Origin of the sequence: Synechococcus sp. W60.3 (assembly GCF_047502615.1) — a bacterium.
Taxonomy (GTDB): domain Bacteria; phylum Cyanobacteriota; class Cyanobacteriia; order Thermostichales; family Thermostichaceae; genus Thermostichus.
The window spans coordinates 77551-103890 of sequence record NZ_JANSHJ010000006.1 but is presented as its reverse complement, the minus strand read 5'-3'; the positions used below and the strand labels follow the sequence as shown (position 1 = coordinate 103890).

The window sequence follows — 26340 nt, the reverse complement described above, 5'->3', positions numbered from 1 at the left end:
AAGTGCAACCATAGGCTACCACGAGATTGGCAAGGCGCTCTGGGTGTTATGCTCAGGGCTTTGCGGGATACCGCCTTTCTGTTTGGACTCCGTCCGAGTAGCGCGGTCGCGTCAGCGTCGCGTAGTGACAACGGAAACGGACAGAATGCTATCGCTTCACCGCTGAGCAGTAATGCTCAGCAGTGTTCAGCGTAAATGTATCAGCTAGCTTACAGACAGGGAGTAATCTGACCTCTGTTGGCAGGCGTCGCTTCCTCCCCACGGCTAGCCGCGCTGCGTTTTTCTAAGGAGGGGGAGGCAAGCTCTGTAGAACGCTGTGAACCACCGCTGCCGAGTTGAGAGCCGCTGTCTGAAAAAAAGTTAGGAAATCGGTATCGCTCCCTATGTCGCTAACCGATCGGACCAGCAGACAAGGGATCCCAGCTTCTTGCGCCACCCGTACCACCGCCGCTCCTTCCATTTCCACGACCAGGGCTCCGGTGCGCTCGCGAATTTGATGCCGGAGCTTGGCGTCGGCCACAAATACATCGCCCGTGGCCACCAGGCCTTGGTGGATGACCGGCTGCCGCCCCTGCAGCGGGTGAAGAGGGATCCGCTCCCCTTGGGCCACGATCAGGTCGTAAAGGGCACTATCGGCCTCCGCTAGAGGATGGCGCAACTCAGGGATAAAGTCGATCCCCAAGACAAAGCCTTCGGGCCGTCCGGTGCCGAAATCGTGCTCGATGGCGGCATGGGCCAGCACCACATCCCCCATCTGCAGGTGATCGGCCAAGGCGCCGGCCACGCCGGTAAAGATAATGCCCCGCAAAGGGAAGTGGGCCACCAACAGGGCTGCCGTAGTTGCCGCTCGCACCTTGCCCACCCCCCCTTGAACTACCACCACCGGCTGTCCGGCCAGGGATCCCTGATGGAACTGCCGCCCCAGATGGGTATGGATAGAGTTGATCTCCATTGCTTGGGTGAGCATGGCCACTTCTTCCGGCAGGGCCCCCAAAATGCCGACAGCCTTTTGGGAGGGGTGGGATGGAGTTTCCATAGGGCTTCCCTTAGGTTTTTGAGAATCCTCAGGTTTGAGAGGCGGGCGGGATCCGCTGTCCCCACAGGCCTGGCCATTTGGTGACTTTGAGATCTCCCAGCACCTGCACCTGACAGGCCAAGCGCAGCCCGTTGCCGTCCTGGGCCGCCGCCGTGGACGGGAGTTGGTGGGGTGGCAAAGACAGGCGGGCCCGCTCTCGCCAGCCCATAGGGGAAACAGCCCCTTCGATTTGTACGGCACAGGTGCCCAGACCGCGGCAGTTGAGGATAGGAGCCGGCGGGTTGTAGAGCGGGATCCCGGCTTGCAGCAGCACCTGGCGCAGGTTGGCGCCCGCCTCATAAGCGAGGGTGCGTCCTTGAACGTCAGGCTGGGGCATAGGTAACCTTCCCAACCGCGAACAGTTCTATTCTGGCCTGAGCCGGATCCGGCAGCATGGCAGGTAGGTGGGAGGGCTAGGCAGTATAGTTAAGGTGGTTAGACAGGGAGTAGGGGAAAGACCATGGTCTACAGCGAGCCGCTCATCGACCGTTCTCCAGAAGGTTTTCCAGGCCTGATGGAAGAGCCCCCTCGCTACGTTGAAGTTGTCTCAGCAGTAGTTTCCAGCCTCAAAGAAGATGCCGCCTACGAGAACCACGAGCAGGGCCACACCTGGAAATTCACCTACGGCAGCGTGGAAGTGTTCGTCCACCTGAGCGGCGAATCCCCCGAAGATACCCTGTTGGTGTGGTCTCCCGTGCTCTCTCTGCCAGTGGCGGAGCCGGCTAAGCTCATGCAGAAGCTGCTGGAGAAAAACTGGAGCGAAACTCTGGAAGCCCGTTTTTGCATCTGGAACAACCAAGTGGTGCTAAACCACCACCGCACTCTGGAAGGGCTCAGCGCTGGCGAGATCTCGCGCGCCATCACCCTTGTGGCCAGCTTGGCCGATGAGTACGATGAGCAGCTCCAGGCTGAGTTTCCCAAAGCTTGATGGGATCCCAGGGCTCTTGGCTGCCGTATCGTGTGGCCGCTGGCAACTGGCAAATGGAACAGGACTTTTGGCTTTTGCAGCGGCTGCGCCACGCCCCTAGGCCCTACTTGCGCTTTTATGGCTGGGATCGGCTCACCCTTTCTCTAGGCAGGCATCAGGTTTGGGATCCCCCGCCAGGGATCCCAGTGGTGCGCCGGCCCACGGGGGGAAGGGCGGTGTTGCATCAGGCGGCTGAAGAGGGGGCAGAGCTCACCTACAGCTTGGTGCTGCCCCTCTCTTACCTCCAAGCTCGCCTACCCCGTTTGCAGCGAGCCTGCGTGTACGACTTCTGCTGCCGCTTTTGGGTTCAGGGGCTGGCCGCGCTAGGCGTTGAAGTGGATCCGCCTGTTTCTGCTCCCAGCCGGACGGATGGTCAGAACCGCCCAACCCCAAATCCAGGCTACCGCAATAAAATCAGTTGCTTTGCCTCCCGTACCCGCGCCGATCTAAGCTGGCAGCGCAAAAAGCTGATGGGCAACGCCCAACTGTGGCAACCCTGGGGGATCCTGCAACAGGGATCCCTCCTGTTGCGGCCCAATCCCGAGCTGTGGGAACGGTACCTGCCCGGATCGCAAGTGATTGGCGTGTACGACATTTGCCCCACGGCGCCAGGGATCCCTGAGTTGATTGAGCATTTTCTCCGCATGGCCCAGGAGTGCTTTGAGGTGGAATGGCAAGAAGAAGCCTGGCCCGCACTGCTGGCTTAGTTTCTGGTTTCTAATCAACCATCGAGGGAGCAAGAAATAGCTTGACTCTTGCTGAAAAAGAGTTGTGCAGAAAAATCCGGAAGGCTTTGCAGCTAGACCGAAGAAGATTTTCCCTTGCTTAGAGCTCTAGCCTCTTTCCCCTGCGAAAAGAGGAAAGCCAAGACTCGTCCCAGCGCTATTTTTTGTGTCGACAAACACCAAAGGCAAAGCAGCAAGAGACTGCTACCCTCTCCATCCCCAATAGCTGTGCTAAAACCAAGGCAGCGCTCAGCCAGGTAGGCCATGCCAAAAGTTTGGGCGGCAGTTTTGCTAGGCATTTTCTTACTGCCGCAGCCCGCTTGGGCCATTACCCTTGAACAAGTGCCCAACCCCCGCCGTCAGTATGGAGGGTGGGTTTCCGACACCGCCAATATCCTCAGCAGTAGCACTGAAAACGAGCTGAACCGCCTTATCACCCAGCTTGAGCAGCGCACCGGTGCCGAGATGGCGGTGGTTACGGTACCCAATACCCAGGGATATGCCACACCGAAAGCGTTCACTACGCAACTATTCAACTACTGGGGCATTGGCAAGGCTGGCCGCAACAACGGCGTGTTGTTCCTCGTCTCGGTAGGAGATCGGCGGATAGAGATTGAGACAGGCAGAGGCTTGACCACCCTCCTCCCCGACAGCCAGGTTCAGCAGATTATCGACCAGCAAATCCTGCCCAGGTTTCGCGCCGGAGACTTCGACGGCGGCACCCTAGCGGGAGTACGGCAGTTGGCCTCAGCCCTGCAGGGGCAGCAGGCTTCCACCTCTCTTTCCCCTGCAACCGTTCCTCAAGCGGTTGGAGCGGGATCCCTGGCTGCCGCTCAAAGCTCACTGGAAGGGATCCTGCTGCTATTGGGGATCATCATCCTAGGGGTGGGGTGGCAGCGCTCCCGCTTGCCGGTCTACCTAAAGGCCGAGCGAGGGACAAGACGAGCTATCCCCCTGACCCGTCGAACTCAAGAGGCGGCTGCTCTCTCTTCGCTCCAGAGCGATCCCATTCGACTGTTTCTCTATTCCGGCTCCCTTTGCCTTGGCCTCTTCCTGATGTCGGCCAGTGGCAACTGGCTGGTGCTGACGCTGCCCCTCCTGGCGGCTGTGGTGACCGACGGCACCCTGTGCCAGAAGCGGGGGATCCCCTTTCAGCCCGTGGTCTGCCAAAGCTGCGGTCGACCCATGCGCCCCATCCAGGCGCAAGTTCTCGATACGTGCCTCTCCCCGGGAGATCGCTTAGCCAAAAGCCGGGGCAGAGCCAGCTACTACGGCTGGTTTTGCCCTAGCTGTCAGGGGGCAGCTGTGGTTGTTCGCGAGAATGCATTTTATCGCCACCTCTATTGCCCCCGGTGTCAAGCTCTCACCCTCGACCTCACCACCCAGGTTCTCAGGGAAGCCACCTATTCCTCTAGCGGCTTGAAGCTGGAAATCCTGAGCTGTCCTATCTGCGGGTACCGCAGCGAGCGAGAGGTGGTCATCCCCGAGCTCAGCGACACAGACACAGATTCAGACTTCGGTGGAGATTCAGGTGGAGATTCAGACTTCGGTGGCGGTAGCAGCGGAGGTGGCGGAGCGGGCGGCAGTTGGTGAGACCCAACTCTAGAGATTTCTCTATCGATCTGAAAAAGGAGTCGGGCTTCTCTTAAATCCGCCAGGACAGTACAGTGGTAAGGGAGCAGCAATAGAAACTGGCTAAGGACGGATCTCTCATGACCCTCGGAGAAGGCGTACAACTGGTTACGTTTGTGGTGCTATCGGCGATGGCCATTGGCTTCGCGCTAGGCGTGGTTTGGGCCCCCAGCATTGTCTATTCCGGTTTTCTGCTCGGGGGCGTTTTCCTGAGCATGGCCGGGTTGTATCTCCTCTTGAATGCCGATTTTGTGGCCGCAGCCCAAGTTCTGATCTACGTCGGCGCGGTTAATGTGTTGATCCTGTTTGCCATCATGTTGGTGAATCGGCGCTACAACTTTGCTCCTCTGAAGCTGGGCTGGCTGCGCAACGGAGTGACGGCGGTGGTCTGTTTGGGTCTGTTTGCCCTTCTAGCCGCGATGGCTTTGAACACCCCTTGGCCGCTGCAGCCGATCCAACCTTTGAGCAGTGTGTTGGTGATCGGCGGCCACTTCTTCAGCGATTATCTTCTGCCTTTTGAGCTGGCTTCTGTTTTGCTGCTGATGGCGTTGATTGGGGCCATTGTCTTGGCGCGGCGGGAGTTTGTTCTTCCCCAAGCCGGAGAAGGGGATCTGAGCTTGCTGGAGCGGGCCCGACCCCAGCTGGAATCAGAGTCAGAACGACCGGCAGAGCTGGTGAGCACCCGCTAAAGCTGACTGCTCTCGGCCATAAAACCTAGAGCTTTCCCGAGGCCCCTGTCATTGTGTATCTACATGGAGCTCATCGCGATGTTGCAACTGCAGTTTTTCTTGGTAGTGGCAGCGATTCTTTTCTGCATTGGTATTTACGGATTGATTGTGAGCCGCAATGCGATTCGCGTCCTGATGTCGATTGAGCTGATGCTCAATGCGGTGAACCTGAACTTCATGGCTTTCTCCAACTTTGTCGATTCAGCGATGATTCGCGGCCAGGTGTTCTCGGTGTTTGTCATCACTGTGGCGGCTGCCGAGGCCGCAGTGGGCTTGGCCATCGTGCTGGGGATCTACCGCAACCGCGCCACTATCGATATGGAGAGCTTCAACTTGCTTAAGTGGTAGCCTTTTTCCGTTGCTTATTTTGCATCAAGGCAAGGCTAGCAAGCTGAAGTCAAGTGAAGCCAGAATGCCTAAGTAAAGGAAAAGGATAGAGGGGTCAAGTGGTAATTTTTTCTGGGAAAAATAGGAGGGTGGCGAGAGATTGTAACCAGTATAGTCATTTTAAACAGGGATGAAACATTTCCGTTGTATTGCTTTCTAGCTCCCCTCTCCTCTGGGAGCGGTCACGGAGGCGAGGCGGAACGCTTGGGGAGTGTCCCAGTCTAGTTTGAAATGACTATAATTTGTAATTTTTTACAGAAAGAGGCGTTTTTCAAAAGCTGAGCTGGCACTTGTTCTCTCGTTTTAACAAGTTGGCCAGAAACTTCTTAAGCTTTCTCTACTCTGTAGGCACGCTCTTCTGGATCCAGCTGATCCAGCTAGACCAGGGCATGGGGTAAGACTACTCCAAGATCCTATTCTCCCTCGGGGGGTGCTGCCGCCTCAGAATCCAAAATGGCCCCTGCTCCGTAAGAGTCAATATCGATGGCCTGGGATCCACCGGCAGCCAACAGAGCCATCAGGGATCCCAACTGCCACCACACCAAGCCTGCCGTGCTCAACACTAGGATCCCACCGACGCAGGCGGCCAAGGCCATAGACAGGCCAAACACGTTCAGACACGCGGCCACAAACCCAGAGGTAAACAGGCAGCAGAGACTGTAGGTGAGGATCACCCCAGGAGTGCGGTAGCGAATTTGCGCTTGGCTATCCCGGTTGAGCTGCCAAAGGGCCACCTGGTATTCCAAATTGTCCTTGAAAATGATGCCAAAGATAACAGCAAAAAAGCTGAATAAGGCGATGGCAGAGTAAATGGGGGGATTGACGAAGGGATCAGAAAGGGATTCCATAGGGCTGACCTCGGTTTGGGATCCAAGTCCTTAGCTTAACACTTCTTAGCATCACAGAAGATGTCTAGCAGGTCAATGTCAACAACACAACCGATAACGCCAGACCCAGTTGGGGCATGATGAGAACTGGTCGGGTATCACCTCATCTGCAAAAGGGCTGTAATCTGAGATGGGGGCTAAGAGCAGTAGGATGTTCGACAAGGGGCTGTAGCTCAGATGGATAGAGCAAGCGCCTCCTAAGCGCTAGGTCGGCGGTTCAAGTCCGCCCAGTCCCGTCTCCTCAAGCCGCCAAATCTCGCCCAGGCAAGTCAATGATAAAGGTTGCAGGAGTTGTGCAGGTCGTAGCCAGAGACCAGAACCTCTTGCTGGCGATCCCCGAGGCCAATGTCACAGCGCAGGGGATCCCCACCAGCAGCTGTGTAGGTGTGAGACTCCGTCATCCAACGAATGCCGCTTGGGCCAGGAGTGGGAGGAACAACTTCGGGGAGACGATAGTTGGGGGCTTGCCAGGGATCTTGCAGATAACGATCCCCGTGGATCCCTCCGAATTGAATATCGGCGTAGCTGGAAGGATAAACCGTAAAATCCATGCGGAAGGTTTCTGAAGCGCGGCCAATGGTCGCCAAAGCTGTTTGGGCTTCAGCAACTCTGGAGCGGCGAATGTGGTTGAGCAGGTTGGGAATGGCCACCGCGCAGAGAGTACCGACAATCACGATGACCACCAGCAACTCGATCAATGTCATGCCACGAGGAGCCGCAGTGGCCAGACGAAAGAGGATTCTCCGGAGATACACTTCATGAGGGGAAAACCGACTCATAGCAGTTCCAGTCCCGCTTCGGGAGAAATCAGGCACTTAGCTAAACCCAAAGGAGCTTGCCCCAGTATTCCAGCCTTTCCTTGGTTTCAGGTTACCCTTTGCGGATCCAAAACTTTCCCTGTCAAATCACGCGAACTCCTGAATCCAAAACCTCACTGGCTATCAACTGTGGGTAAGTTTTTTATAAACTGGCCTCAAGTTTTAAGCTCAGATAAAGCTGGGTTCACTGTGAACTATTTTCGCGGTTGTCTGTGGGGTGGCACTTGCTGCCGCCGCGGACTCTCATGGGTCATTCGTTTTTGGGAGCTCAGCAGATGAATTTATCCTCTCTCATTTGGTCAGGGAGGTCAGGCTTACTCTCGGAGCAAGATTGCCAGACAGCGGCGAATCAATACCTCGCTCATGCGTTGGCGGTAAAGGGCGCTGGCCCGAAAATCCGCGATCCAGCCGTGGGCTTGCTCTGCCAAAAGTTGGGGAAGATGTTCTGGATCGGGCCGGGATCCCATCTGGATCAGTTGTGGGGGCGAAAGGGCGGCATTGAGTCCGAAGCGATAATCGCCTGAGTCGGGATCGCGGGATCCAGCGACGATCACCAAGGCGGGATCCGTTTGGGTGATGCCGAGCCGTTGAAAGGTGCTGGGGCCGCGCAGCCGTTGGGCCGGGATCCAGATGGATCGCAAGGCTTCCCCCGGCTGCAGCAGAGTTTGTTGGGGGCCGGTTTGAAAGTCCTGAGCGGGGATGTGGCGCAGGGATCCCTGCAGATCGATCAGCGTGTAGGTGGCCTCAAGAGCGATCAACACGGGTGCTACGACACCGACACTCAGGGCCAGGCAGAGATTTCCCCCTATCGTTGCCAAGTGGGCCACCTTAAAAGAGGCCAAAGACGCCATTCCCTCGCACAGGGCGCGGATCCCTGGCCAATGGGGTGGCCAATCGTATTGCAACAGTTGCTGGAAGGTACAGGTTGCCCCCAGTTTTAACCCTTCTGCACTGATTTCCAGCTCGTTCCAGTCCAGAGGATGCAAATCGATCAGTCCCCGCAGGTGGGGTTGCGGCTGTGAGAAGAGCCAAGTCCCCCCGGCCAGCCAGTTCCAGCCGGGATCCCATGCGGTCAAGTCCTCAAGCTGTTGGGGACGAATGTAGGTGTGCAGATGGTGCAGATCCATGGGTTCTCTCAGGCAGGGATCCAGACTGCAGGCTTCAGGGGGCTAGAGAGCTTCCTGAAAGCATTGGGCGAGGGCCTGGCATAGCTCAGGGACAACATCAGCAGGCCAAAAACCTTCTCCGCGCCGGCCTTGATGCAATTGCACGTAGAGGCCCCAGGCGGTGGCGCTGCCGCTGGCAATCAACGTCAAAGCAGGGCAAGTCTGCTCCAGCGTAATGCCCTCCTCCGCCATCAGTTGGGAGGCGATGGCCTCCATATCCTGCTGCAGGCGCTGCACCCCCTGCACAAACGCTTGCCACTCCTCCTGAGTGAGCTCCAGCGCCCAGGTTTCTCCCCCCACCAGCGCAACAAAAGGGGAACGGGTGGGATCCCAGCCCAGCCTCCAGCCGGATCCCTTGTGCAGAGAAGAACGAGCCAAGTAGGAACTCCGTCCCACTGTCGCGATTGGGAATCCATCACCGTTGTTGGCAACAGACAGGCAAGGAAAAGCATCCATGGTGCTCCCCACTGCTGACGCAACCGCTGCAGGTAGGCCAAAAAAGATGGGGGTAAAATCGACAGGGTGTGTTTTAGGATAAAGCGGCCATGGCCAGTTGTCAGGCTCTCACTGCCAAACCCCGTCGGTTTTTAGGGGCTCCGTCCCGCTGGCGCAAACAGAGCACCCTCATTTCCGGCTTGGGCCTGTTGCTGACGGCCTTGGCGCTCCATGCCGCCGACGCGACCGGCGTTGGCGAAGAGACCTTTGCCACGGCGGCCACCCCCGAAAACCCAATCCTGCACATAGGCATTGTGCAACGCTTTGGCCGTTCTGAGACGGATCAGGTGGAGCTGGCGGCGCCGACGGGATCCCTTCTCACCCTGGAATTCCCTCAAGCAGACGGCAGCACCCAGACCCAGCGAACGCCTCGGGTCAGCATCGGCATTGTCAATCGCGCCCTGACCACCCCGGAAACCGTATACCGTCTAATCCTCAGCAGCCACAAAAGTTTTGAGAGTGCCGAGGCCAACGCCAACCATTGGCAGTCTCTGGGCATCAGCACCGAGATCGCCCAGCCGCAAGAATGGCAGGTGTGGGCCAACCGCGCCTACACCCCGCAACAACTGATCCAGATTCAGCAGTATGCCCAGAAGGAAGGGATCCCCCGTGTGCGGCTCGAGGTGCAGGAGCGACGCGAACGGGCGGAGCTGAGCTGGATCCATGAACACTTTCGCTACCACCGCACCCGCCTCAAGGTGACCTCTGATGCCGGCTATCTACGGGTGAACGACCACTACTATGCCGGATCCATTACCTTTCAGCCCAATGCCTACGGCAGCTACACTGTGGTCAATGCCGTGCCTCTGGAAACCTATTTGCGGGGGGTAGTTCCCCACGAGGTGGGGCCAGGGGCCCCTTTTGCCGCGATGGCCGCCCAGGCGATTTTGGCGCGCACCTACGCCCTCAAGAACCTCCACCGCTTTCAGGTTGACGATTATCAGCTCTGCGCCAATACCCATTGCCAGGTTTACAAGGGGCTGAGCGGCACCCATCCGCGGGCCGACGAAGCGATTCGCCAGACCAGCGGCCTGGTGCTCACCTACAAGGGCGAGCTGGTGGATGCCGTTTATTCTTCCACCAACGGCGGCATCTCGGCAGGCTTTGAAGAGGTTTGGGACGGAGAGCCGCGCCCCTACCTGCGCCCGCAGGTGGATATCGCCCACCAGCCCGATCAGCCCTTCGATTTGCGGCAGGAGAGCGACTTCAAGGCCTTTCTGGCCCGGCGAGAGGGTTTCAACGAAGCAGGGGTATCGCGCCTCTTCCGCTGGGAGTTTTCTCAGTCGCTGGAGGAGCTAAACGCCCAACTGCGGGCCGCTCAAGAGTACCTCGGGATCCCTCTCCCCGAGTGGATGACCATCCAGGGGCTGCACGTCCTGGAGCGCTCGGTCAGTGGTCGGGTGCAGGCGCTGCACGTGGACTTGCAGACGCCCCAAGGGCTCCACTCGATTCTTTTGCGCAAGGATCAGGTGCGCCTGGCTTTTCCCCGCCTGTACAGCACTCTGTTTCGCGTGGAACCCCTGAAACAGAGCGGGCGGCTGACAGGCTACCGCTTTATCGGCGGCGGCTTTGGCCACGGGGTGGGGCTGAGCCAGTACGGCGCCTACACCCTGGCGCGGCGGGGGTTGAACGCGGCGCAAATCCTCGCCTTTTACTACCCCGGCACCACCCTGGCCGAGCTGGGATCCCTCTCCCTGCAGTTGCCTGAGGTTTCCCTGGCCTTTGACAGTAGCCAGGCGCAGTCCTGGTCCGGCTACCAGAGATAGGGGGCACGATGGAAGAAGAGCGACGGGAACGCGGCCATCCCCCTCTTCGGGATCCCGCTCCAGAGGAAGGGTGGCAGGAAGGGGCGGCCCAAGCGCCGCCAGAGCTGGCCCCCCCCTACATCCCCCCGTACACGAGGGGACAAGAGGGTGGCCGGGGGGAGGCGGGGCTGTCGGGGATCCCGGTCGCCCCACCGGGGTTTAAGTCGGGATTTGCGGCGCTCATCGGGCGGCCCAATGTGGGCAAGTCCACCTTGATGAACGCTCTGGTGGGCCAGAAGATCGCCATCACTTCTCCCGTGGCCCAGACCACCCGCAACCGCCTGCGGGGGATCCTCTCTTTGCCGCAAGCCCAGATCATCTGGGTGGACACCCCTGGCATCCACAAGCCCCACCACCGCCTGGGGGAGATCTTGGTACACAACGCCCAGGCTGCCATTGGGAGCGTGGATGTCGTCCTCTTCGTGGTGGATGGCTCGGTGCCGGCAGGGCGGGGGGATGCTTTTATCGCCGAGCGGATCCCCAGCGCGACCCCCTGCATCCTCGTCTGCAACAAAGCCGATCTGCTGCCCAAAGAGTCTGCCGCGCGCCAGGCCCACCAAGAGAGCTACCAAGCCCTGCGCCCCGGTGCCCCCGTCGTCTGGGTGTCGGCGTTGGATCCCGGCAGCTTGGCGCCCCTCATCCAGGCCACCGTCGACCTGCTGCCCCCTGGGCCCTACTACTATCCCCCGGATCTGGTGACGGATCAGCCGGAGCGGTTTATCATGGCGGAGTTGATCCGCGAGCAAGTTCTCTTGCACACCCGCGAGGAGGTGCCCCACTCGGTGGCCGTCACCATCGACCAGGTGGAAGAAACCCCCACCGTCACCCGCGTCCTGGCCACCCTCTACGTGGAGCGGGACTCGCAAAAAGGGATCCTCATCGGCAAAGGGGGGGAAAGGCTCAAGCAAATTGGCCAGGCCGCCCGCCTCCAGATTCAAAAGCTCATTGCCGGCAAGGTGTACCTGGAGCTGTTCGTCAAGGTGCGGCCCCACTGGCGGCGCTCTGAGCACCTGCTGCGCGACTTCGGCTACCGCGTTGAAACGTGAAGGGGTTTTGTGGCTGAGGTTGAGCTATCTGGTGGTATTGATGGGGATGCTGCACGTTGAGGTTAACGGCAATGCTGCGACTGTATGGGATCCCGACCTCCGGGAATTGCTACAAAGTAGAGCTGCTTCTCAAACAGTTGGGGATCCCTTACGAGACGGTTGAGGTCAACTCCAGGGTCGGAGAAAATCGCCGCCCCGAGTACCTGGCCAAGAACCCCCTGGGGCAGATCCCGGCTTTGGAGCTGGAAGACGGCACCGTCTTGGCCGAGTCAGCCGCAATCTTGGTTTACCTAGCAGAGGACACTCCCCTCTATGGCCAGACGCGGCTGGAGCGGGCCGAGATCTTGAAATGGCTCCTTTTTGAACAAACCCGCATTGCCCGCTACATTGCCACCACCCGCTTTTGGGTGCGAGCCGGCCAGGCCGAGGCCAATGCCGAGCTAATTGCCCAGAACCTGAAACTCGGTACCGAGGCTCTGGAGATCATGGAAAGCCACCTACGGGAGAAGGAGTTCTTCGTGGGCAACCGCTACACCATCGCCGATCTGGCCCTGTTTACCTATACCCATGTGGCCGAGCAGGGCGGGTTTGACCTCAAGCCCTTCCCCAACATCCGCGCCTGGTGTGAGCGGGTCAAGGCCACCGACCGCTTCTTTCCTCTCCCCGGCGCCTAGAATTTCCCAGTGGTGCCTTTGCAGCCGACCGAGTCGGATCTCGCTTCCAATCCTAGCGGAGGATTTCTCACTCCCAGCCCCTCTCCCTGAGGGAGAGGAAAACTGGAAATTGTTGCCACGAAGGGCTCCAGCGGCTTTGGGCCACCCCCCTCGGAAAATAGGAGCTGCCAGGAGCTTGTCGGGCCCTAGCGCCCCTTGAGCTCCCGCTGGATCTCCCGCCGCGTCTCCCGTTCCTTAATTGCTTGTCGCTTGTCGTGGAGCTTTTTGCCGCGGGCCACGCCTAGGTGAGCCTTGATCCAGCCGCGGTTGAGCACCAGCCGCAGGGGAACCACAGTCAGGCCTTTTTGCTCCACCAGGCCCCGCAGCCGGTCGATCTCGCGGCGGTGCAACAACAGCTTGCGGCGGCGGGTCGGGTCGTGGTTAAACACCTTGCTGGCAGTTCCGTGGGGGGCAACATGCAAGTTGTGCAGCCAGGCCTCGCCATCGCGAAAGAGGGCAAAAGCGTCTTGCAAGTTGGCTTTGCCCGCTCGGATGGACTTTACCTCTGTGCCGGTCAGTTGGATCCCGGCTTCGTAGGTCTCCAAGATCTCGTACTCGAAGCGGGCGCGGCGATTCTCCACCAGGGTTTTGACGTTGGGATCCACAGCCATACGCTTTCAGAAGAGAGCTTCGTCCACCAGAGGGCCTAACGAGAGGCCAGGGAACCCTCCAATTTTTGCACTGCCCGTCCCACCAGGCGCTCGGATTTGCTGCGCCAGCGAAAGCGAATGGGGGTACCGGTGAAGTCGAGGTTTTGCCGGAAGTGCTTTTCCAGGTAGCGGCGGTAGTTCTCTTTGAACAGATCGGGATCGTTGACAAACAGGAGAAAGGTGGGAGGCCGCTCCGCCACCTGGGTGCCGTAGTAGATTTTGCCCTGCTTGCCCTGGCGGTTGGCGGGGGGTGACTGCCAGGCGAGGGCATCCTGGAGAACTTCATTGACCACGGAGGTGGCGATGCGCTTGCGATGGGCGGCTACCGCTGTGTTGACCTCGGCAAAGATCTTGTGGGTGCGCTGCCCCGTGAGGGCGCTGACAAACAACAGGGGTGCCCAGTCAATGAAATAAAGCCGCTCGCGGATCTCGCGGGTGTACTCGTTAATGGTGTGAGTATCTTTGTTTTCCACCGCGTCCCACTTGTTGACAACGATGATGCAGGCGCGGCCTTCTTCTTCGATGCGGCCAGCCAACCGCTGATCCTGCTCGGTTACCCCCTCCAGGGCGTCAATGACCAGCAGCACCACGTCCGAGCGCTGGATGGCTTTGAAGGCGCGGTTAATGCTGAAAAACTCCACCCCATATTCCACCCGGCTTTTTCTGCGGATCCCAGCCGTGTCGATGAGACGATAGCTCTGCCCCTCCCACTCCACCAGGGTGTCAACGGCATCGCGGGTGGTGCCAGCAATGGGGCTGACAATGGCCCGCTCGGATCCCACCAGGCGGTTGAGCAGGCTGGACTTGCCTACGTTGGGCCGCCCTACAATGGCCACGGCGATGGGATCCGGCTCATCTGCGGCTTCTTGGGCCACTTCGGGCAAGTGAGGCAGCACCGCCTCCAACAGCTCGGCTACCCCATTGCCGTGGACGGCAGAACAAGGGATCGGCTCCCCCAGCCCCAACTCCCAAAAAGCCGCCGCCTGCGCCAGGCCCAGTTGCCCCGACTCGCACTTGTTGACGGCCACCACCACCGGCAGGGGTTGTCTGCGCAGCCAATCGGCCAATTCTTTGTCAGCAGGGGTCAGCCCCTCGCGGCCATCCACCACAAAGATTACAGCGTGGGCCTCGGCCATCGCCGCCATGGCCTGCTGACGGATGTGGGGCAAAAACTCGCTGTCGTCGCCGAAGACCAGGCCGCCGGTATCCACCACCCGCAGGCGGCGCCCGTTCCACTCCACCTCTTGGTAGAGGCGATCCCGCGTGATGCCCGGCTCGTCGTGGACAATGGCCGAGCGCACCCCCGCCAGGCGGTTGACGAGGCTGGATTTGCCCACGTTGGGGCGACCCACAACGGCTACAAGGGGTAAAGCCACTGCTCCGCTTGCCAAAAAGCCGAACCCAGACTTCTATCCTAGCCTTTGGGATCCCAGATGCCCAAACCCGCTGATCTCAATCATTGCCCTGAAGGCAGCTCTGGCGGTAAGTTAGGTAGCTAACCTCCCATCAGACACCGGCTGCACTCGTTTCCCCTCCTTGCTATGAACCGTGCCCTCGCCCCTGCCCAGCGGCTGAACAAACTGCCTGCCTATGTCTTTGCCCGCTTGGATGAGCTGAAGGCCCGCGCCCGCCAGCAGGGGTTGGATTTGATCGATCTGGGCATGGGCAACCCCGATGGCCCCACCCCCCAGCCGGTGGTGGAGGCGGCCCAGGCCGCCATTGCCGATCCCGCTCACCACGGCTACCCACCCTTCGAGGGCACGGCTAGCTTTCGCCAGGCAATTGCCGAGTGGTATTGGCGCCGCTACGGGGTGGAGCTGGATCCCAATGGCGAGGTGCTGCCTCTATTGGGATCCAAAGAGGGCCTGACCCACCTGGCCCTGGCCTACGTGGATCCAGGGGATCTGGTGCTGGTGCCTAGCCCTGCCTACCCGCCCCATTTTCGCGGTCCCCTGATTGCCGGCGGCCAGATCTACCCACTGCTGCTGCGTCCGGAAAAAGGGTGGCTCATTGACCTGCAGGAGATCCCGCCGGAGGTGGCTAAGCAAGCGCGGCTGCTCTACTTTAACTACCCCAACAACCCGACAACAGCGGTGGCGACCCGCTCCTTTTTTGAAGCAGTGGTGGCGTTTGCTTGCCGCTACGACCTCCTCCTGGTGCACGACCTGTGCTATGCCGAGCTGGCCTTTGACGGCTACCGGCCCACCAGCCTGCTGCAGATCCCTGGCGCCAAGGACTTGGCCGTGGAGTTCCACACCCTCTCCAAAACCTACAACATGGCCGGTTGGCGGGTAGGCTTTGTGGTGGGCAACCGCCAGATTATCCAGAGCCTGCGCACCCTGAAAACCAACCTCGACTACGGCATTTTTGGCGCCCTGCAAAAGGCGGCCGAGACCGCTTTGGCCTTGCCAGATAGCTACCTACAGCAGGTGCAGGAGCGCTACCGCCGCCGGCGCGACTATCTCATTGCCCGCCTGGCGGAGTTGGGCTGGCAGATCGAGCCGCCGCGGGCGACGATGTACCTCTGGATCCCGACCCCCCGCACCGCCGACGGCACGCCCGAGGGATCGACGGAGTTTGCCCTGCGGGTTTTGGAGTCCACCGGGGTGGTGGTGACTCCCGGCAACGCCTTTGGGGAAGGGGGAGAAGGCTACGTGCGGATCAGCCTGATTGCCGATTGCGAACGCCTGGGCCAGGCCATCGACCGCTGGGCAGAAGCCGGGATCCGCTATTGCTGAGCTCTAGGGTTGGCCCTCTCCCCTAGGGAGAGGGGAGTTGGTATTGCTCCACGATGCGCCGGGCAAAAGGAGGCACATGCTGCTCCAGCTTGTGGGGATAGTGGCGGCGGACGTAGAGATAGTTGCGGACAAAGTGGGAGTCGATGGAAAAGCGGGCATATTCTAGTCCGCGCGGCCCAAAGCGCTGGATGGCCACCGCCAGGAGCTGGGCCAGCCACATGGGCAAGCTCAGGGCCTGCTCGTAGGCTTGGATCCCCTGTTGCACCGCCGCCCGCCGCGAGCCCCGCGAGATCACCGGCTGGGTTTCCAGCTCTTCCCAAACCAGATCCAAGAGCTCCCGCCCGCGCGCATTGCGCACCAGCAGCCATTGCCAGCCAAAGGGGGATCCCATATAGCCCACCACCAGATCGGCCAGGCTGTTGACGTAGTCAAAACAGGTAAGGCAAGAGGGGGCAAACACGTCTTTTAGTTCTTTGGTTTTGAGGCCAAAAAAAGGCACCTTTTCCACCGAGCCGTCTTCGTGCTTGAAGTGGACGTGGAAGTCCTGCATGAACTCGTAGTGCACCACCGTTTGCGGGGAGCGGCTGGTGGTTTCAAGAAACTTTTGCAGCCCGGCGCGGCTGACGTTGTCTACGCAGGGCGTGCCCAACACATAGAGCTTCTCCAGGCCCAAGTTTTTCTCCACCGCCCGCAAAGCCTGGATCTGGCAGCCCACCCCGATCACCAGCAAGCGCTTGAGGCCGCTTTGCTCCACCTGCTCCAGCACGGAGAGATTGGGCGATAGCGTTGGCTTGTTGACCCGCGCCGCCAAGACCGCTTCTGGGGTACGCGCCAAGACAGGCCGTGGCTGAAAGCGATCCCGGGGATCCGCCTGCACGCACACCACCCCTTCTACTAGGCCGCTGCTGAGGGCCTTCATGCCGATGCTGCTGACGATGCCCGTCCACTGGGCACCCGGGATCGGATCCCGCCGGCGGGCCGTGTACATTCCCTCGTAGACGCCGAAGTAGTCGCTGTCGCTGACGGCATCCGATTTGGAGCGCAGCGATTCCCGCGATCGCCCGTGGGTTTGCTCTTCTAGGCGGGTGAACTGCTGGTTCAAAAAGGCACAGGCTTCCTTGACGTGGGCGACGTAGCGGGTATCGCAGAGGCCGCACTGGCTGCACAGCTCCTTGGCCGGGTAGTGGCCGGAGCGGATGGGCCGGGCCGGACGCGGTAAACGGGATCCCATAAGGTCTAAACCGTAGCCGTGGCGGGGTACCTTCTTCAGTTTGCCGCCAAAACCGCAGACGGCGGGCAGAGGAGTTGAAAGATCCCCAATCCTGCCCAACGCTCGCCCGCCCCTCCAGAGTTGCCCCCAGACAGAGAGGAAAAGCCAGATCCCCTGAGTTGCCCTTTTGTCGGCAAGCGGCGATGCAACAAAGGCCCCCTCAGCCTCTGCCCAAACCACTTTCGAGGGCCCAGCGGGCCAGTTCGGTGCGGTTGTGCAGGCCGGTTTTGCTCAGCATGTTGCTGACATGGCTTTCGACGGTGCGCTGGCTCACTCCCATCACCTCGGCAATCTCGCGGTTGGACATGCCCCTGGCCACATACTGGATCACCTTGGCTTCCGTAGGGGTGAGCTCGATTTCCCGATCTAACTTGATGACCGGCTGAATGCCCGCATTCTGCATTTGCAACAGGCGCTCGGTGTGCTTGAGGACGGACTCCACCTGAGCCACCAGCTCTTCCGGCTCAAAGGGCTTGACCAGGTAAACATCTGCCCCCGTGTTGAGGCCGCGCACCCGATCTGCCGTTTGCCCGCGGGCTGACAAAAAGATCACCGGAATCCAGTCCGTCGCGCTGTTGGAGCGAATGGTCTGGACAAACGTGTAGCCATCCATCTCCGGCATCATCACATCGCAGATGATCAAATCCGGAGTAAAGTGGCGCATCGCCTCTAACCCTTCCAGGCCATTGCTCGCCGCAACCACCTCGTAGCCGCGAAACTCCAGGTAATCCTTCACCAGAAGGATCAGGTTTGGATCGTCGTCAATCAGCAACAATCGCTTTGGGTTGTCCACTGCTCATCCCTTTGCTGCAAGAAAGCCCAAGGAAAAAGGATAGCCCGCTTAGCAAACCTCTGGACAAATCGGCAAATCTACAGCCGAGGTGGCGCCAAGAAAAAACCTGCCAACCTCTAGCCGGTTCGTCAGTTTCCCCTAAACCTGGATAAAAGGTATCACATACAGACGGAGGTGGCGGCATATCCAAAGAAACACGAAGAGGCCGGGTACCTCCTCTGGCCGGCTCGGCAACTGCCTCCGCCCTGCCTTGGGATCCTCCCGCTGGCAAGCGCTCGCCCTCTGGGGCTGGTTTGGCTTGTCGGGTTTTCCCCATGGGCAGGAGAAGTAGAGCCAGGAGAAAATACAATTCTGGCGGCAACCTACATGGGGAAAGAGGGTGGAAAAGGGCACGCTGGTCGAGTTTCGCCACAACAACGAGCGGGTACTGGCAGTAGTTGAGGGCACCGAGGGCAAAAAGAACCTGCTGCTGGGCGTGGCTTCGGGGCAGGTGCACAGCGTTCACCCTCGCCAAATTACGTTTGCCTTGAACGGCAATTCCAGCTTTACGGTGTCCGATATCCCGGGCTTTTGGCAGGCGGTGCAGGCAAAGTTGGATCCCGAAAGTTTGGCTTTGGCCTGGGAATTGGTTCAGGAGGAGCGTCGGCCCCTGAGCCTGTCGGAGATGGCCCAGTTGTTGTTTTCCGACGATTCCCCGGTCTCCACCTATGCTGCCTACCGTCTTTTGAGCGAGGATTACGTCTACTTTAAGGCAAAGGGGGAAGGCTACGAGCCGCGTACTCCGGCTCAGGTGAAGGAAATTCTCCATCAAATTGCCGTTACCCAGCAGCGGCAGCAGGAACAGGCCGAGTTTGAGGCCCGCCTAAAGGCAGCGGTGGCCCAGCCTGGGCAAAAGTACACTTGGAGCCCAGCGGAACGAGCTCGTCTGGAGGTGCTGGAGCGCCTAGCTTTGCAGGGAGCGGCGGCCAGCATTCGCAGCCACGAGGATCTCTCCCACAACCTCACCCCCTCGGATCGGGAGCGGGTCTCGCAACTGCTGCAACTGATGGGATTTCCCGACACTCCTCAAGGAGCCTTTGACGCCCTGGTAGCCCTGGGCCTGTGGAGCCGCCACGAGAACCTGGCCCTGCGCCTTACGGGGATCCCCACCCAGTTCCCCAAAGAGGTGGAGCGCTACACCCAAACTTTGCTGGGCGGCCCCCCTCCCTTCCTGGAGTCCCATCGGCGTCGGGATCTCACTCATCTTCACACCTACACCATTGACGACGCCAGCACTCGCGACATCGACGATGCCCTCAGCGTCGAGTTTTGGTCGGAGGACGAGGCGAAGCTCTGGATCCACATTGCCGATCCCAGTTGTTGGGTGCAGTGGGGGGATCCTCTAGATCTAGAGGCCCGCCGGCGGGGTACCAGTGTCTACCTGCCAGAGCGGGTGATCCCGATGTTCCCGCCAGAGCTGTCCACTGGTCCTATGAGTTTGGTGCAGGGGGAGGTGCGGCCTGCCCTTAGCTTTGGCATTCGCCTGGGAGGCGACGGGGCGGTGCGCGACTACGAAATTTGCCTTAGCCAAATCCAGGTAAACTACCGCCTCACCTACGACGATGCCGACGAGATGCTGGAGTTGGGGGCAGAGCCGCAGCTGACAGCCATTGCTCGGGCAGCCCGCTGGCGCTACACCTGGCGACTTGGGCAAGGGGCGATCCCCATTGGCCTGCCGGAGCAGGACATCAAGGTCATCGACGAGATCCCCCACCTGCGCGTTATTGAGGATACGCCGGCGCGGCAGATGGTGGCGGAAATGATGGTGCTGGCCGGCGAGGTAGCCGCTCGCTTTGCCCGCCAGCATGGGATCCCAGTGCCCTACCGCCTGCAGCCTGCTCCCGAACTGCCCCCGCCGGAAGTTTTGGAGCTGTACCCCCAGGGGCCGGTCAGGTCCTTTGCCATCATGCGGTGTCTGTCGCGGGCAGAGGTGGCCACGCAACCCGAGCGGCACGCGGGCCTGGGCCTTGATGCCTACTGCCAGGTAACTTCCCCAATTCGCCGCTACCTGGATCTGGTGGCGCACTACCAGATCAAGGCCTTTTTGCACGGGGATCCCCTGCCCTTGACAGAAGCCGAGGTACAGCAGGTGTTGCTAGGCATTGAGCCAGGCACGGCCGAGGCCGCTCAGGTGGAGCGCAAGTCCAAGCGCTACTGGAGCATTGAGTACCTGCGCCAGCGACCAGGGCAGACTTGGCGGGCATTGGTTCTGGGCTATCTGCGCGAGGAGGAGAACCTGGTGATGGCCATGCTGGATGAAATTGCCTTTCGCGTGCCGGTGCGCTTGGAGCGGCAGGTGCCGCTGGGGGCCTGGATTGAGTTGGAGGTCCTCCAAGCAGATCCCCGTGCCGATGTGATTGAGTTGCGGGAGGTAAGAGACTTTGCTCCCTAAAGAGGGGGGTAGCTGATACAACAGAGGAGGGTTATCCCCGTTCCCCAGGAGGAGTTCCATGGCCACACGACCTTCTGGTCCGCCGCCGATTGTCTATATTCTCCTGATTGCCATCTTGGGAGGGGGCGGCTGGTATGCCCATCGTTCAGGCTTGCTCAGCTCCTGGCTTAGCCGCACCTCTGGGAGCCCGACTGCTCAGCCGCAAGCCCCAGCGGCACCCAACCTTCCCCAGGCACAGGCCCCCAATCCCCCTGCCAGCTCCGTTAACCTGGACACTTCCCTGCCCAACCCGGCGGTGCTGCAGATGGATGGCAGCGTCACGATGGTCCGCATCGTCTTGGCCTTGAAGTCTGGCTACAGCCAGCGCAACCCCAGCATCCCCATTACCTACGGGATCCCGGATGGCAAGCCCAACGGCTCCAATGCTGGCCTTAAGGCGCTGATGGAGGGCCGCATCCAGCTTGCTGCCAGCTCCCGCCCCCTCAACGCCACGGAGGTGCAGGCGGGTTTGCAGGCCATCCCAGTGGCCAAGGATGCGCTGGCGGTGGCGGTGGGGGTCAACAACCCCTACAAGGGCGGCCTGACGCTGCAGCAATTGGCCGATATCTTCCAGGGTCGGATTACCAACTGGAGCCAGGTGGGCGGTCCGGATCGGCGGATTCGTGTCCTCAACCGCGCTCCCCGGAGTGGCACCTACAGCGTTTTCCAAGAGCTGGTGTTGCTGGGGCTGCCCTTTGCCCCCGACAACCCTCCTTACTTCACCACCGCCACCGAAGATGTCACCACTCCTCTCCTGCGGGCGCTGGGGGAAGACGGCATCACCTACAGCACCGTGGATCAAGTGCAGAACCAGCAAACGGTGAGGATGGTGCCCATCGACGGCCAGATGCCCACCCGCGAGGCCATTCAAAGTGGCCGCTACCCGCTGGCCCGCAACGTGTTCTTGGTGGTGCCGCGAAAGACCAGCCCCGTGGTGGCTGACTTCATTAACTACGCCCTCTCGGATCAAGGCCAACAGATCATTGGCCGCACCGAGTTTATCCCGCTGCGCTAGCCAGCCTAGCGGTTGGCGCGGTAGAGCAAGGCCCCCCCTATGCCTAGGCAGACGAAGTTGGGCAGCCAAGCTGCCACCTCTGGCCCCAGCGTCCCGATCTGCCCCAGCGCCTGGCTGACAAACAGGAGCACGTAGTAGGCAAAGATAATCAGCACGCTGAGGCCCAAGCCCAAAGAAGAACTGGTGCGCTGGGGTCGTAGGCCCAGCGGGGCCCCGATCAGGGTGAAGGCCAGACAGGCAAAGGGGATGGCGTACTTCTGGCTAAGGTTGACCTGGAGGCGGCGTACCCGCTGCAGATCCCCTGAGCTGGCAAGAACCTCAATGTAGCGGCGCAGCTCTGGAATGTTCATCTCCTCGGGGCTGCGAACCTCCTGGGCCAAATCCAGCGGCGCCCGCGACAGACGCAGCTCCTGGCGGGCAAAGGTGGCGATGTTGCTGTAGGTGCCGTCGGGCGAAACGATGTAGGTGGTGCCCTCCTCAAACACCCAGAGGTTCTCCCGGGGATCCCAGCGCCCCTGCTGCGCCAGCAGGATCTGGCTGAGAGCCTCGTTGGAAAGATCCAGCACGATCACGCCGCGCATCTGCTGGCCATCGAAGCTGCGGGCATAGAACTGACGGGTTAGCCCTTGCCGGCGGGAAAAAGTGCCGTCTGGCTCGGGCGCGAGGATCTCGCCGAACTCTTGGTAGAGGATGTTCTCGCGGCGGAACTCTGGACTTCGGTTCAAAGCGCGGTTTAGAGTCAGGGCCGCCTGGCGGTTGCTCACCGGCACCACCAGCTCGTTGAAGAGAAACGTTAACGTCGTCACCAAGAGGCTGAGAAGGAGGGCCGGCACCACCAGACGATAGAGGCTCACGCCGCAGCCACGCAGGGCAGTGATCTCGTTATCAGCAGACAGGCGCCCATAGGCCAGCAACGTCGCCAGCAACATCGACATGGGGAACGTCAGGACGATGATCCCCGGCGCCCGCAACACAAACACTTGCAACGCTGCTGAAAGGGACAGCCCCGCCTCTACCACTAGCCGCACCAGCTCAAACAGGGATCCCACTGCCATCACCAGGGTGGTGAACGCTCCCACCCCAAAGAAAAAGGGCAGGAGCATCTCGGAGATGATGTAGCGATCCATCAGGCCCACCGCGCAAACGATGGAGAGCCTGTTGCAAGACTGCTTGATTGAAGGAGGAGTAGGGGGAGAATGAAGTTTCACAAAACCAAGGGAAGTAGCAGTCAGGACAACCCGAAGGCTGTTAACGACTCTAGACCGGAACGCTGGCCAACAAAAGGTTAATCGCCTCCCTTTTTCACCCTAACTTGCCTATGATCGACCCAAGGCGGGCTTGGGCCGGGCGTTGGGCTTGTTTGTCTTGAGATAGCTTTCAGCATGGCTTCCTCTTCCCCCTCTTCGCCTAAGCGTTTGCTAGAGCAGCTCCTGGAGCTGCGACAGCAAGTTGTGGAGGGATCCCAGAAGTACTTGACCGCCTGGGGCAGCCCCTGCAACCCCTCCCCCGCTCTCGAGAACCTAGCTCGGTATTTGGCGCTGCGCCAACACGATCTGCGCGACCTGCAGTTAGAATTGGCCGCCCTGGGGCTGTCGTCGCTGGGACGCTGTGAATCGCGGGTTTTGGAAAGCTTGGATGCGGTGATCGCCATTTTGGCCGCCGCTCAAGGGCTGAGCCACAAGGGACCTAGCTATGAAGCGTTTTACGCCGGGGATATGGCCCTAGAGCAGCACACCGAGGCTCTTTTTGGCCCTCCTTCTCCCCACCGCCGTGCCCGCATCATGGTGACCTTGCCCGGCGAAGCCGCCGAGCAGCCCGAGCTGCTGCTGCAACTGTTACAACGGGGCATGAACGTGGCCCGCATTAACTGCGCCCACGACGATCCCTCGGTGTGGGAAAAAATGGTGGCCCACTTGCGCCAGGCCGAAGCCCAGACCCAACGGCGCTGCAAGATTTTGTTCGACCTGGCCGGCCCTAAGATCCGCACTGGCCCGGTGGCCATGCCACCCGGCAAAGCCAAGGTGTACGGTGGGGATCGCATCCTGCTCACGGCAGCCATTCCGCCGGTCGACTCTGACATCTGCTGCCAGGTGGCTTGCACCCTGCCGGAGATCTTGGCCCACCTCAAGGTGGGGGCAACTGTTTGGATCGACGACGGCAAAATCGGCGCTCGTGTAGTGGGGATCGAGCCGGCAGGGGTGGTGCTGGAGGTGGACAAAGTCGCCCCGCAGGGCAAGAAGCTGCGGGAGGAAAAAGGCCTCAACTTTCCCGACAGCCAGCTCTCGATCCAGCCCCTCACCGAGAAAGATCGCCAAGACCTGGACTTCGTGGTGCGGCATGCCGACCTGGTGGGCTATTCCTTTGTCCAGCAGCCGGCGGATTTGCAGTTGCTGTTTTCTGAGCTGGAGCGGCGCCAGGCCCGGCCCGATCTGGGCTTGATCCTCAAGATTGAAACGCAGCGAGCGGTGCAAAACCTGCCCACTCTGATCGCGGCCGTCGACGGCTGCCGGCCCCTGGGGGTGATGATTGCCCGGGGAGATCTGGCCGTGGAGATTGGCTGGCTGCGCCTGGGCGAGATCCAGGAGGAGCTGCTGTGGATCTGTGAGGCCGCCCATGTGCCGGTGGTCTGGGCCACCCAGGTGCTGGATCAGCTCACCAAGGAGGGCCTGCCCTCCCGGCCTGAGCTTTCCGATGCGGTGATGTCGGCCCGGGCCGAGTGCGTCATGCTCAATAAGGGCCCCTATCTCCTGGAGGCGGTTGCCCTGCTGGACGAGCTGCTGGCCCGCATGCAGGCCCACCAGCACAAAAAAAGCCAACGCCTGCGAGCTTTGTACTCCTGGCGATGAGATGGAGCGGCATCAAAGACGGAACTTCTCCCCCAGGTAATACTTGCGCACCAAGGGATCCGCCGCCAGCTCCGCTGGTGTGCCCTTGGCCAGGATGGCGCCGTCGTTGAGAATATAGGCCCGGTCGGTAATCTCCAGCGTCTCCCGCACGTTGTGGTCGGTAATCAAAACACCGATGCCCCGCTGCTTGAGCTTGGCCACCACCTCTTGAATATCCGCCACCGCAATGGGATCCACCCCCGCGAAGGGCTCATCCAGCAGCAGGAATTTTGGCCCGTGGATCCCGGCTGCCAGGGCGCGGGCGATCTCGGCGCGGCGCCGTTCTCCCCCCGACACCTGCAAACCCAAACTGTGGGCCACATGGGCAATGCGAAACTCCTCCAGCAGGTGGTTGAGCCGCTGCTGCCAGAGGCGGCGAGGCACCCCCGTCTGCTCCATGATCAGCAGCAGGTTGTCTTGAATGCTGAGGCGACGAAAGATGCTCGGCTCCTGAGCCAAGTAGCCGATCCCCAAGCGGGCCCGGCGATGCATCGGCAGATGGGTGATGTCCTGGTCATCCAGCCAGACATGGCCTCGGTTGGGCTGGATCAGGCCGGTCATGATGTAGAAGGTGGTGGTTTTCCCCGCCCCATTGGGCCCCAGCAGCCCCACAACTTCTCCCTGCTGAATGTGCAAGCTGACGTCGCTCACCACCTCACGGCGGCCATAACGCTTACAGATGTTTTCCAGTCGAATCTGCATAGGATCGGCACAGGGTTGCTGTTCGATGCTGACTGATTCTGGAGGGCTAGTTCCACAGAGGCTTCTCTCCCAAGGCTGCCCCGAACTCGACCCCTGATCTAGAGGGGGACGAGCAGAATTGACCACCTGCATGGGAATTGGGAAGATCTTCAGATACGGTTGCCGGATGCCGCAACTGCTCGCGCTGCCCCCGGATGGGATCCCTGGCCTTTCCCATGCTCCGCTGTCCAGCTTGCCATTGGCTCAACCTCGACTCCGATCGTCGCTGTCGCCGCTGCGGTTGCTTCCTGCGTTGTCGCCTTCTCCCCCCCTGGGAAAGCTTGCCCGTTGCCCGGCCCGGCCGGAGGAAACGCCAGCCGAGCCATCCTTCTCGGCTGGCAACCCGCTAGGATTGCGTCTTGGCTGCCTCGGCGATACTTTCGGTTTTGCTGGGACTGGGGCAACTGTCTTGGCATTGGGTGGATCCGCTGCTGAAAGATCCTCCCCCGCCCGGCGATAGCCCACAAGCTCTGGGGCGATAAGGCCACAACGTCATCACACCTTGGGAGCGTCTGTCGATCCACAAAACCAGGCAGATCTGTGCAGTGGCCGAAGCCGGCAGATGCCACTATCATGTGACCAACGCAAAACAACCCCGCTCTGCCGGATTGTCTCAGTCAACTTTTTGTGAGGCTCGGTTACCATGAACTTTCATCTCAAAGCTTCCGCCATTTTGGCCCTGCTGGCCACGACAGCCGTCGCTTCCAATGCCGCCGCCACAACCCCCAACGCCTGCTTCCTGCGCTACCTGCTGGCCTCCAGAACCTGTCCCAATTGCCGGCTGGGATCCCTTGAGCTGAGCAACCTGGATCTGGCAGAGGCTAACCTCCAGGGTGCCGACCTGATCGAGGCCAACCTGGAGCGCACCATCCTCACTGGCGCCGATCTCAGCCAGTCCTACTTGGTGGGAGCCAATCTGCGGCGCGCCCAGTTGCGTGGCGCCGATCTCAGCGGTGCCTACCTGGAGGGAGCGGACTTGCGGGGTGCTGATTTGCGGGGTGCCGATCTCTCTTCTGCCTCCCTGTACGGCGCCGACTTGCGGGGGGCCGATCTGCGCGATGCCAATCTGACCGGGACTGACCTGAGCTTTGCCCGCACCTGGGGCACACGCCTTCAGGGCGCCGTTCGGGAATAGTGCAATCGGCTGGTTGACCACTGCCCGCTTCCCCTCTCCTCCTTGGGAGAGGGGCTGGGGGTGAGGGCCCAGTGCGGATGGCGAGACTCGAACTCGCATGGCAAAGCCACACGCCCCTCAAACGTGCGCGTATACCAGTTCCGCCACATCCGCATTCCAGGTTTAACCATCATAGCGGCAAAAGGGCGGGGCTGTTAAG

The 26340-nt window shown here is 60.5% G+C and carries 25 protein-coding genes, 2 tRNA genes and 1 pseudogene; 15 read left to right on the top strand and 13 right to left on the bottom strand.

Annotation, left to right across the window (positions count from 1 at the left end; translation table 11 throughout):
* Positions 1 to 195: pseudogene (locus tag NW846_RS03880) on the top strand (RNA-guided endonuclease TnpB family protein); the annotation flags it as partial.
* 88 nt (positions 196 to 283) lie between these two features.
* On the opposite strand, the gene NW846_RS03875 reads toward NW846_RS03880, so the two are convergent.
* Complete coding sequence (locus tag NW846_RS03875; RefSeq protein ID WP_414347724.1) at positions 284 to 1036, bottom strand: 5'-methylthioadenosine/adenosylhomocysteine nucleosidase; 753 nt, start codon at positions 1034 to 1036, stop codon at positions 284 to 286.
* 28 nt (positions 1037 to 1064) lie between these two features.
* The gene (locus tag NW846_RS03870) at positions 1065 to 1412 is read right to left on the bottom strand and encodes a (2Fe-2S)-binding protein (RefSeq protein WP_099812050.1); all 348 of its coding nucleotides are present in this window, start codon (positions 1410 to 1412) and stop codon (positions 1065 to 1067) included.
* Positions 1413 to 1535: 123 nt separating this feature from the next.
* Between NW846_RS03870 and NW846_RS03865 the strand changes: the two genes are divergently transcribed.
* The 5 genes from NW846_RS03865 (at position 1536) to nuoK (ending at position 5475) form a co-directional block, all read left to right on the top strand.
* Positions 1536 to 2003: a YbjN domain-containing protein gene (locus NW846_RS03865; RefSeq protein ID WP_011430472.1), complete on the top strand. Its 468-nt coding sequence runs from the start codon at positions 1536 to 1538 to the stop codon at positions 2001 to 2003.
* A 32-nt stretch (positions 2004 to 2035) separates the two neighbouring features.
* Positions 2036 to 2749, top strand: coding sequence for a lipoyl protein ligase domain-containing protein (locus tag NW846_RS03860; RefSeq protein WP_414515341.1), 714 nt, complete (start codon positions 2036 to 2038; stop codon positions 2747 to 2749).
* A 282-nt stretch (positions 2750 to 3031) separates the two neighbouring features.
* Positions 3032 to 4360, top strand: a complete 1329-nt coding sequence (locus tag NW846_RS03855; RefSeq protein WP_414515339.1) for a TPM domain-containing protein — start codon at positions 3032 to 3034, stop codon at positions 4358 to 4360.
* Positions 4361 to 4479: 119 nt separating this feature from the next.
* On the top strand, positions 4480 to 5088 hold the full coding sequence (locus NW846_RS03850; protein ID WP_011432903.1) for an NADH-quinone oxidoreductase subunit J: 609 nt from the start codon (positions 4480 to 4482) through the stop codon (positions 5086 to 5088).
* An 81-nt stretch (positions 5089 to 5169) separates the two neighbouring features.
* Positions 5170 to 5475 (top strand): NADH-quinone oxidoreductase subunit NuoK, encoded by a 306-nt coding sequence (gene nuoK / locus NW846_RS03845; protein WP_414328814.1) that lies wholly within the window; start codon positions 5170 to 5172, stop codon positions 5473 to 5475.
* Positions 5476 to 5927: 452 nt separating this feature from the next.
* Here nuoK and NW846_RS03840 read toward each other — a convergent pair whose 3' ends face one another.
* Complete coding sequence (locus NW846_RS03840) at positions 5928 to 6362, bottom strand: hypothetical protein (protein WP_011432900.1); 435 nt, start codon at positions 6360 to 6362, stop codon at positions 5928 to 5930.
* 201 nt (positions 6363 to 6563) lie between these two features.
* Here NW846_RS03840 and NW846_RS03835 point away from each other — a divergent pair.
* Positions 6564 to 6637: transfer RNA gene (locus NW846_RS03835), tRNA-Arg, on the top strand.
* Between the two features lie 33 nt (positions 6638 to 6670).
* On the opposite strand, the gene NW846_RS03830 is transcribed toward NW846_RS03835, so the two are convergent.
* The 3 genes from NW846_RS03830 to NW846_RS03820 all read right to left on the bottom strand — a co-directional run bounded on the left by NW846_RS03830 (position 6671) and on the right by NW846_RS03820 (position 8763).
* On the bottom strand, positions 6671 to 7180 hold the full coding sequence (locus tag NW846_RS03830; RefSeq protein ID WP_414515336.1) for a type IV pilin protein: 510 nt from the start codon (positions 7178 to 7180) through the stop codon (positions 6671 to 6673).
* Between the two features lie 353 nt (positions 7181 to 7533).
* On the bottom strand, positions 7534 to 8346 hold the full coding sequence (locus NW846_RS03825) for an FAD binding domain-containing protein (RefSeq protein WP_414515334.1): 813 nt from the start codon (positions 8344 to 8346) through the stop codon (positions 7534 to 7536).
* 42 nt (positions 8347 to 8388) lie between these two features.
* On the bottom strand, positions 8389 to 8763 hold the full coding sequence (locus NW846_RS03820; RefSeq protein ID WP_414515332.1) for a DUF1818 family protein: 375 nt from the start codon (positions 8761 to 8763) through the stop codon (positions 8389 to 8391).
* Between the two features lie 167 nt (positions 8764 to 8930).
* Between NW846_RS03820 and NW846_RS03815 the strand changes: the two genes are divergently transcribed.
* The 3 genes from NW846_RS03815 to NW846_RS03805 all read left to right on the top strand — a co-directional run bounded on the left by NW846_RS03815 (position 8931) and on the right by NW846_RS03805 (position 12405).
* Complete coding sequence (locus NW846_RS03815; RefSeq protein WP_414515330.1) at positions 8931 to 10646, top strand: SpoIID/LytB domain-containing protein; 1716 nt, start codon at positions 8931 to 8933, stop codon at positions 10644 to 10646.
* Between the two features lie 8 nt (positions 10647 to 10654).
* Positions 10655 to 11731: a GTPase Era gene (era, locus tag NW846_RS03810; protein ID WP_011430085.1), complete on the top strand. Its 1077-nt coding sequence runs from the start codon at positions 10655 to 10657 to the stop codon at positions 11729 to 11731.
* A 71-nt stretch (positions 11732 to 11802) separates the two neighbouring features.
* The gene (locus NW846_RS03805) at positions 11803 to 12405 is read left to right on the top strand and encodes a glutathione S-transferase family protein (RefSeq protein ID WP_011430084.1); all 603 of its coding nucleotides are present in this window, start codon (positions 11803 to 11805) and stop codon (positions 12403 to 12405) included.
* A gap of 185 nt (positions 12406 to 12590) precedes the next feature.
* On the opposite strand, the gene smpB is transcribed toward NW846_RS03805, so the two are convergent.
* Positions 12591 to 13055, bottom strand: a complete 465-nt coding sequence (gene smpB, locus NW846_RS03800; protein WP_011430083.1) for an SsrA-binding protein SmpB — start codon at positions 13053 to 13055, stop codon at positions 12591 to 12593.
* A gap of 35 nt (positions 13056 to 13090) precedes the next feature.
* Positions 13091 to 14470 carry a ribosome biogenesis GTPase Der gene (der, locus tag NW846_RS03795; RefSeq protein WP_011430082.1) on the bottom strand — a complete coding sequence of 460 codons (1380 nt, stop codon included), beginning with the start codon at positions 14468 to 14470 and terminating at the stop codon, positions 13091 to 13093.
* Positions 14471 to 14635: 165 nt separating this feature from the next.
* On the opposite strand from der, the gene NW846_RS03790 reads away from it, so the two are divergent.
* Positions 14636 to 15832, top strand: coding sequence for an aspartate aminotransferase (locus NW846_RS03790; RefSeq protein WP_011430081.1), 1197 nt, complete (start codon positions 14636 to 14638; stop codon positions 15830 to 15832).
* 22 nt (positions 15833 to 15854) lie between these two features.
* Here NW846_RS03790 and NW846_RS03785 read toward each other — a convergent pair whose 3' ends face one another.
* Both NW846_RS03785 and NW846_RS03780 read right to left on the bottom strand, forming a co-directional pair.
* A complete protein-coding gene (locus NW846_RS03785; RefSeq protein ID WP_414346581.1) occupies positions 15855 to 17063 on the bottom strand; it encodes a Coenzyme F420 hydrogenase/dehydrogenase, beta subunit C-terminal domain in 1209 nt (402 codons plus the stop codon).
* A gap of 199 nt (positions 17064 to 17262) precedes the next feature.
* Positions 17263 to 17895 carry a response regulator transcription factor gene (locus tag NW846_RS03780; RefSeq protein WP_099812190.1) on the bottom strand — a complete coding sequence of 211 codons (633 nt, stop codon included), beginning with the start codon at positions 17893 to 17895 and terminating at the stop codon, positions 17263 to 17265.
* A 379-nt stretch (positions 17896 to 18274) separates the two neighbouring features.
* Here NW846_RS03780 and NW846_RS03775 point away from each other — a divergent pair, with 379 nt between their 5' ends.
* Together NW846_RS03775 and NW846_RS03770 are read left to right on the top strand one after the other, a co-directional pair.
* Positions 18275 to 20326, top strand: a complete 2052-nt coding sequence (locus NW846_RS03775; RefSeq protein ID WP_414346586.1) for a ribonuclease catalytic domain-containing protein — start codon at positions 18275 to 18277, stop codon at positions 20324 to 20326.
* 58 nt (positions 20327 to 20384) lie between these two features.
* Positions 20385 to 21380: a phosphate ABC transporter substrate-binding protein gene (locus tag NW846_RS03770; protein WP_414409612.1), complete on the top strand. Its 996-nt coding sequence runs from the start codon at positions 20385 to 20387 to the stop codon at positions 21378 to 21380.
* 5 nt (positions 21381 to 21385) lie between these two features.
* Here NW846_RS03770 and NW846_RS03765 read toward each other — a convergent pair whose 3' ends face one another.
* Positions 21386 to 22507: an LptF/LptG family permease gene (locus NW846_RS03765; protein WP_414346792.1), complete on the bottom strand. Its 1122-nt coding sequence runs from the start codon at positions 22505 to 22507 to the stop codon at positions 21386 to 21388.
* 255 nt (positions 22508 to 22762) lie between these two features.
* On the opposite strand from NW846_RS03765, the gene NW846_RS03760 reads away from it, so the two are divergent.
* Complete coding sequence (locus tag NW846_RS03760) at positions 22763 to 24226, top strand: pyruvate kinase (RefSeq protein ID WP_414346790.1); 1464 nt, start codon at positions 22763 to 22765, stop codon at positions 24224 to 24226.
* A gap of 12 nt (positions 24227 to 24238) precedes the next feature.
* Here NW846_RS03760 and lptB read toward each other — a convergent pair whose 3' ends face one another.
* A complete protein-coding gene (lptB, locus tag NW846_RS03755) occupies positions 24239 to 24967 on the bottom strand; it encodes an LPS export ABC transporter ATP-binding protein (RefSeq protein ID WP_011430074.1) in 729 nt (242 codons plus the stop codon).
* A gap of 682 nt (positions 24968 to 25649) precedes the next feature.
* Here lptB and NW846_RS03750 point away from each other — a divergent pair.
* On the top strand, positions 25650 to 26141 hold the full coding sequence (locus NW846_RS03750; RefSeq protein WP_011430073.1) for a pentapeptide repeat-containing protein: 492 nt from the start codon (positions 25650 to 25652) through the stop codon (positions 26139 to 26141).
* Positions 26142 to 26213: 72 nt separating this feature from the next.
* Here the strand turns inward: NW846_RS03750 and NW846_RS03745 are convergent.
* A tRNA-Leu gene (locus tag NW846_RS03745) sits at positions 26214 to 26294 on the bottom strand.
* Positions 26295 to 26340 lie beyond the last annotated feature (46 nt).

Coding starts and splice junctions, on each gene's coding strand:
- NW846_RS03875 (WP_414347724.1), bottom strand. CDS start 1,036: ATGGAAACTCCATCCCACCCCTCCCAAAAGGCTGTCGGCATTTTGGGG.
- NW846_RS03870 (WP_099812050.1), bottom strand. CDS start 1,412: ATGCCCCAGCCTGACGTTCAAGGACGCACCCTCGCTTATGAGGCGGGC.
- NW846_RS03865 (WP_011430472.1), top strand. CDS start 1,536: ATGGTCTACAGCGAGCCGCTCATCGACCGTTCTCCAGAAGGTTTTCCA.
- NW846_RS03855 (WP_414515339.1), top strand. CDS start 3,032: ATGCCAAAAGTTTGGGCGGCAGTTTTGCTAGGCATTTTCTTACTGCCG.
- NW846_RS03850 (WP_011432903.1), top strand. CDS start 4,480: ATGACCCTCGGAGAAGGCGTACAACTGGTTACGTTTGTGGTGCTATCG.
- NW846_RS03840 (WP_011432900.1), bottom strand. CDS start 6,362: ATGGAATCCCTTTCTGATCCCTTCGTCAATCCCCCCATTTACTCTGCC.
- NW846_RS03830 (WP_414515336.1), bottom strand. CDS start 7,180: ATGAGTCGGTTTTCCCCTCATGAAGTGTATCTCCGGAGAATCCTCTTT.
- NW846_RS03825 (WP_414515334.1), bottom strand. CDS start 8,346: ATGGATCTGCACCATCTGCACACCTACATTCGTCCCCAACAGCTTGAG.
- NW846_RS03815 (WP_414515330.1), top strand. CDS start 8,931: ATGGCCAGTTGTCAGGCTCTCACTGCCAAACCCCGTCGGTTTTTAGGG.
- era (WP_011430085.1), top strand. CDS start 10,655: ATGGAAGAAGAGCGACGGGAACGCGGCCATCCCCCTCTTCGGGATCCC.
- NW846_RS03805 (WP_011430084.1), top strand. CDS start 11,803: ATGCTGCGACTGTATGGGATCCCGACCTCCGGGAATTGCTACAAAGTA.
- smpB (WP_011430083.1), bottom strand. CDS start 13,055: ATGGCTGTGGATCCCAACGTCAAAACCCTGGTGGAGAATCGCCGCGCC.
- NW846_RS03790 (WP_011430081.1), top strand. CDS start 14,636: ATGAACCGTGCCCTCGCCCCTGCCCAGCGGCTGAACAAACTGCCTGCC.
- NW846_RS03785 (WP_414346581.1), bottom strand. CDS start 17,063: ATGGGATCCCGTTTACCGCGTCCGGCCCGGCCCATCCGCTCCGGCCAC.
- NW846_RS03770 (WP_414409612.1), top strand. CDS start 20,385: ATGGCCACACGACCTTCTGGTCCGCCGCCGATTGTCTATATTCTCCTG.
- NW846_RS03765 (WP_414346792.1), bottom strand. CDS start 22,507: ATGGATCGCTACATCATCTCCGAGATGCTCCTGCCCTTTTTCTTTGGG.
- NW846_RS03760 (WP_414346790.1), top strand. CDS start 22,763: ATGGCTTCCTCTTCCCCCTCTTCGCCTAAGCGTTTGCTAGAGCAGCTC.
- lptB (WP_011430074.1), bottom strand. CDS start 24,967: ATGCAGATTCGACTGGAAAACATCTGTAAGCGTTATGGCCGCCGTGAG.
- NW846_RS03750 (WP_011430073.1), top strand. CDS start 25,650: ATGAACTTTCATCTCAAAGCTTCCGCCATTTTGGCCCTGCTGGCCACG.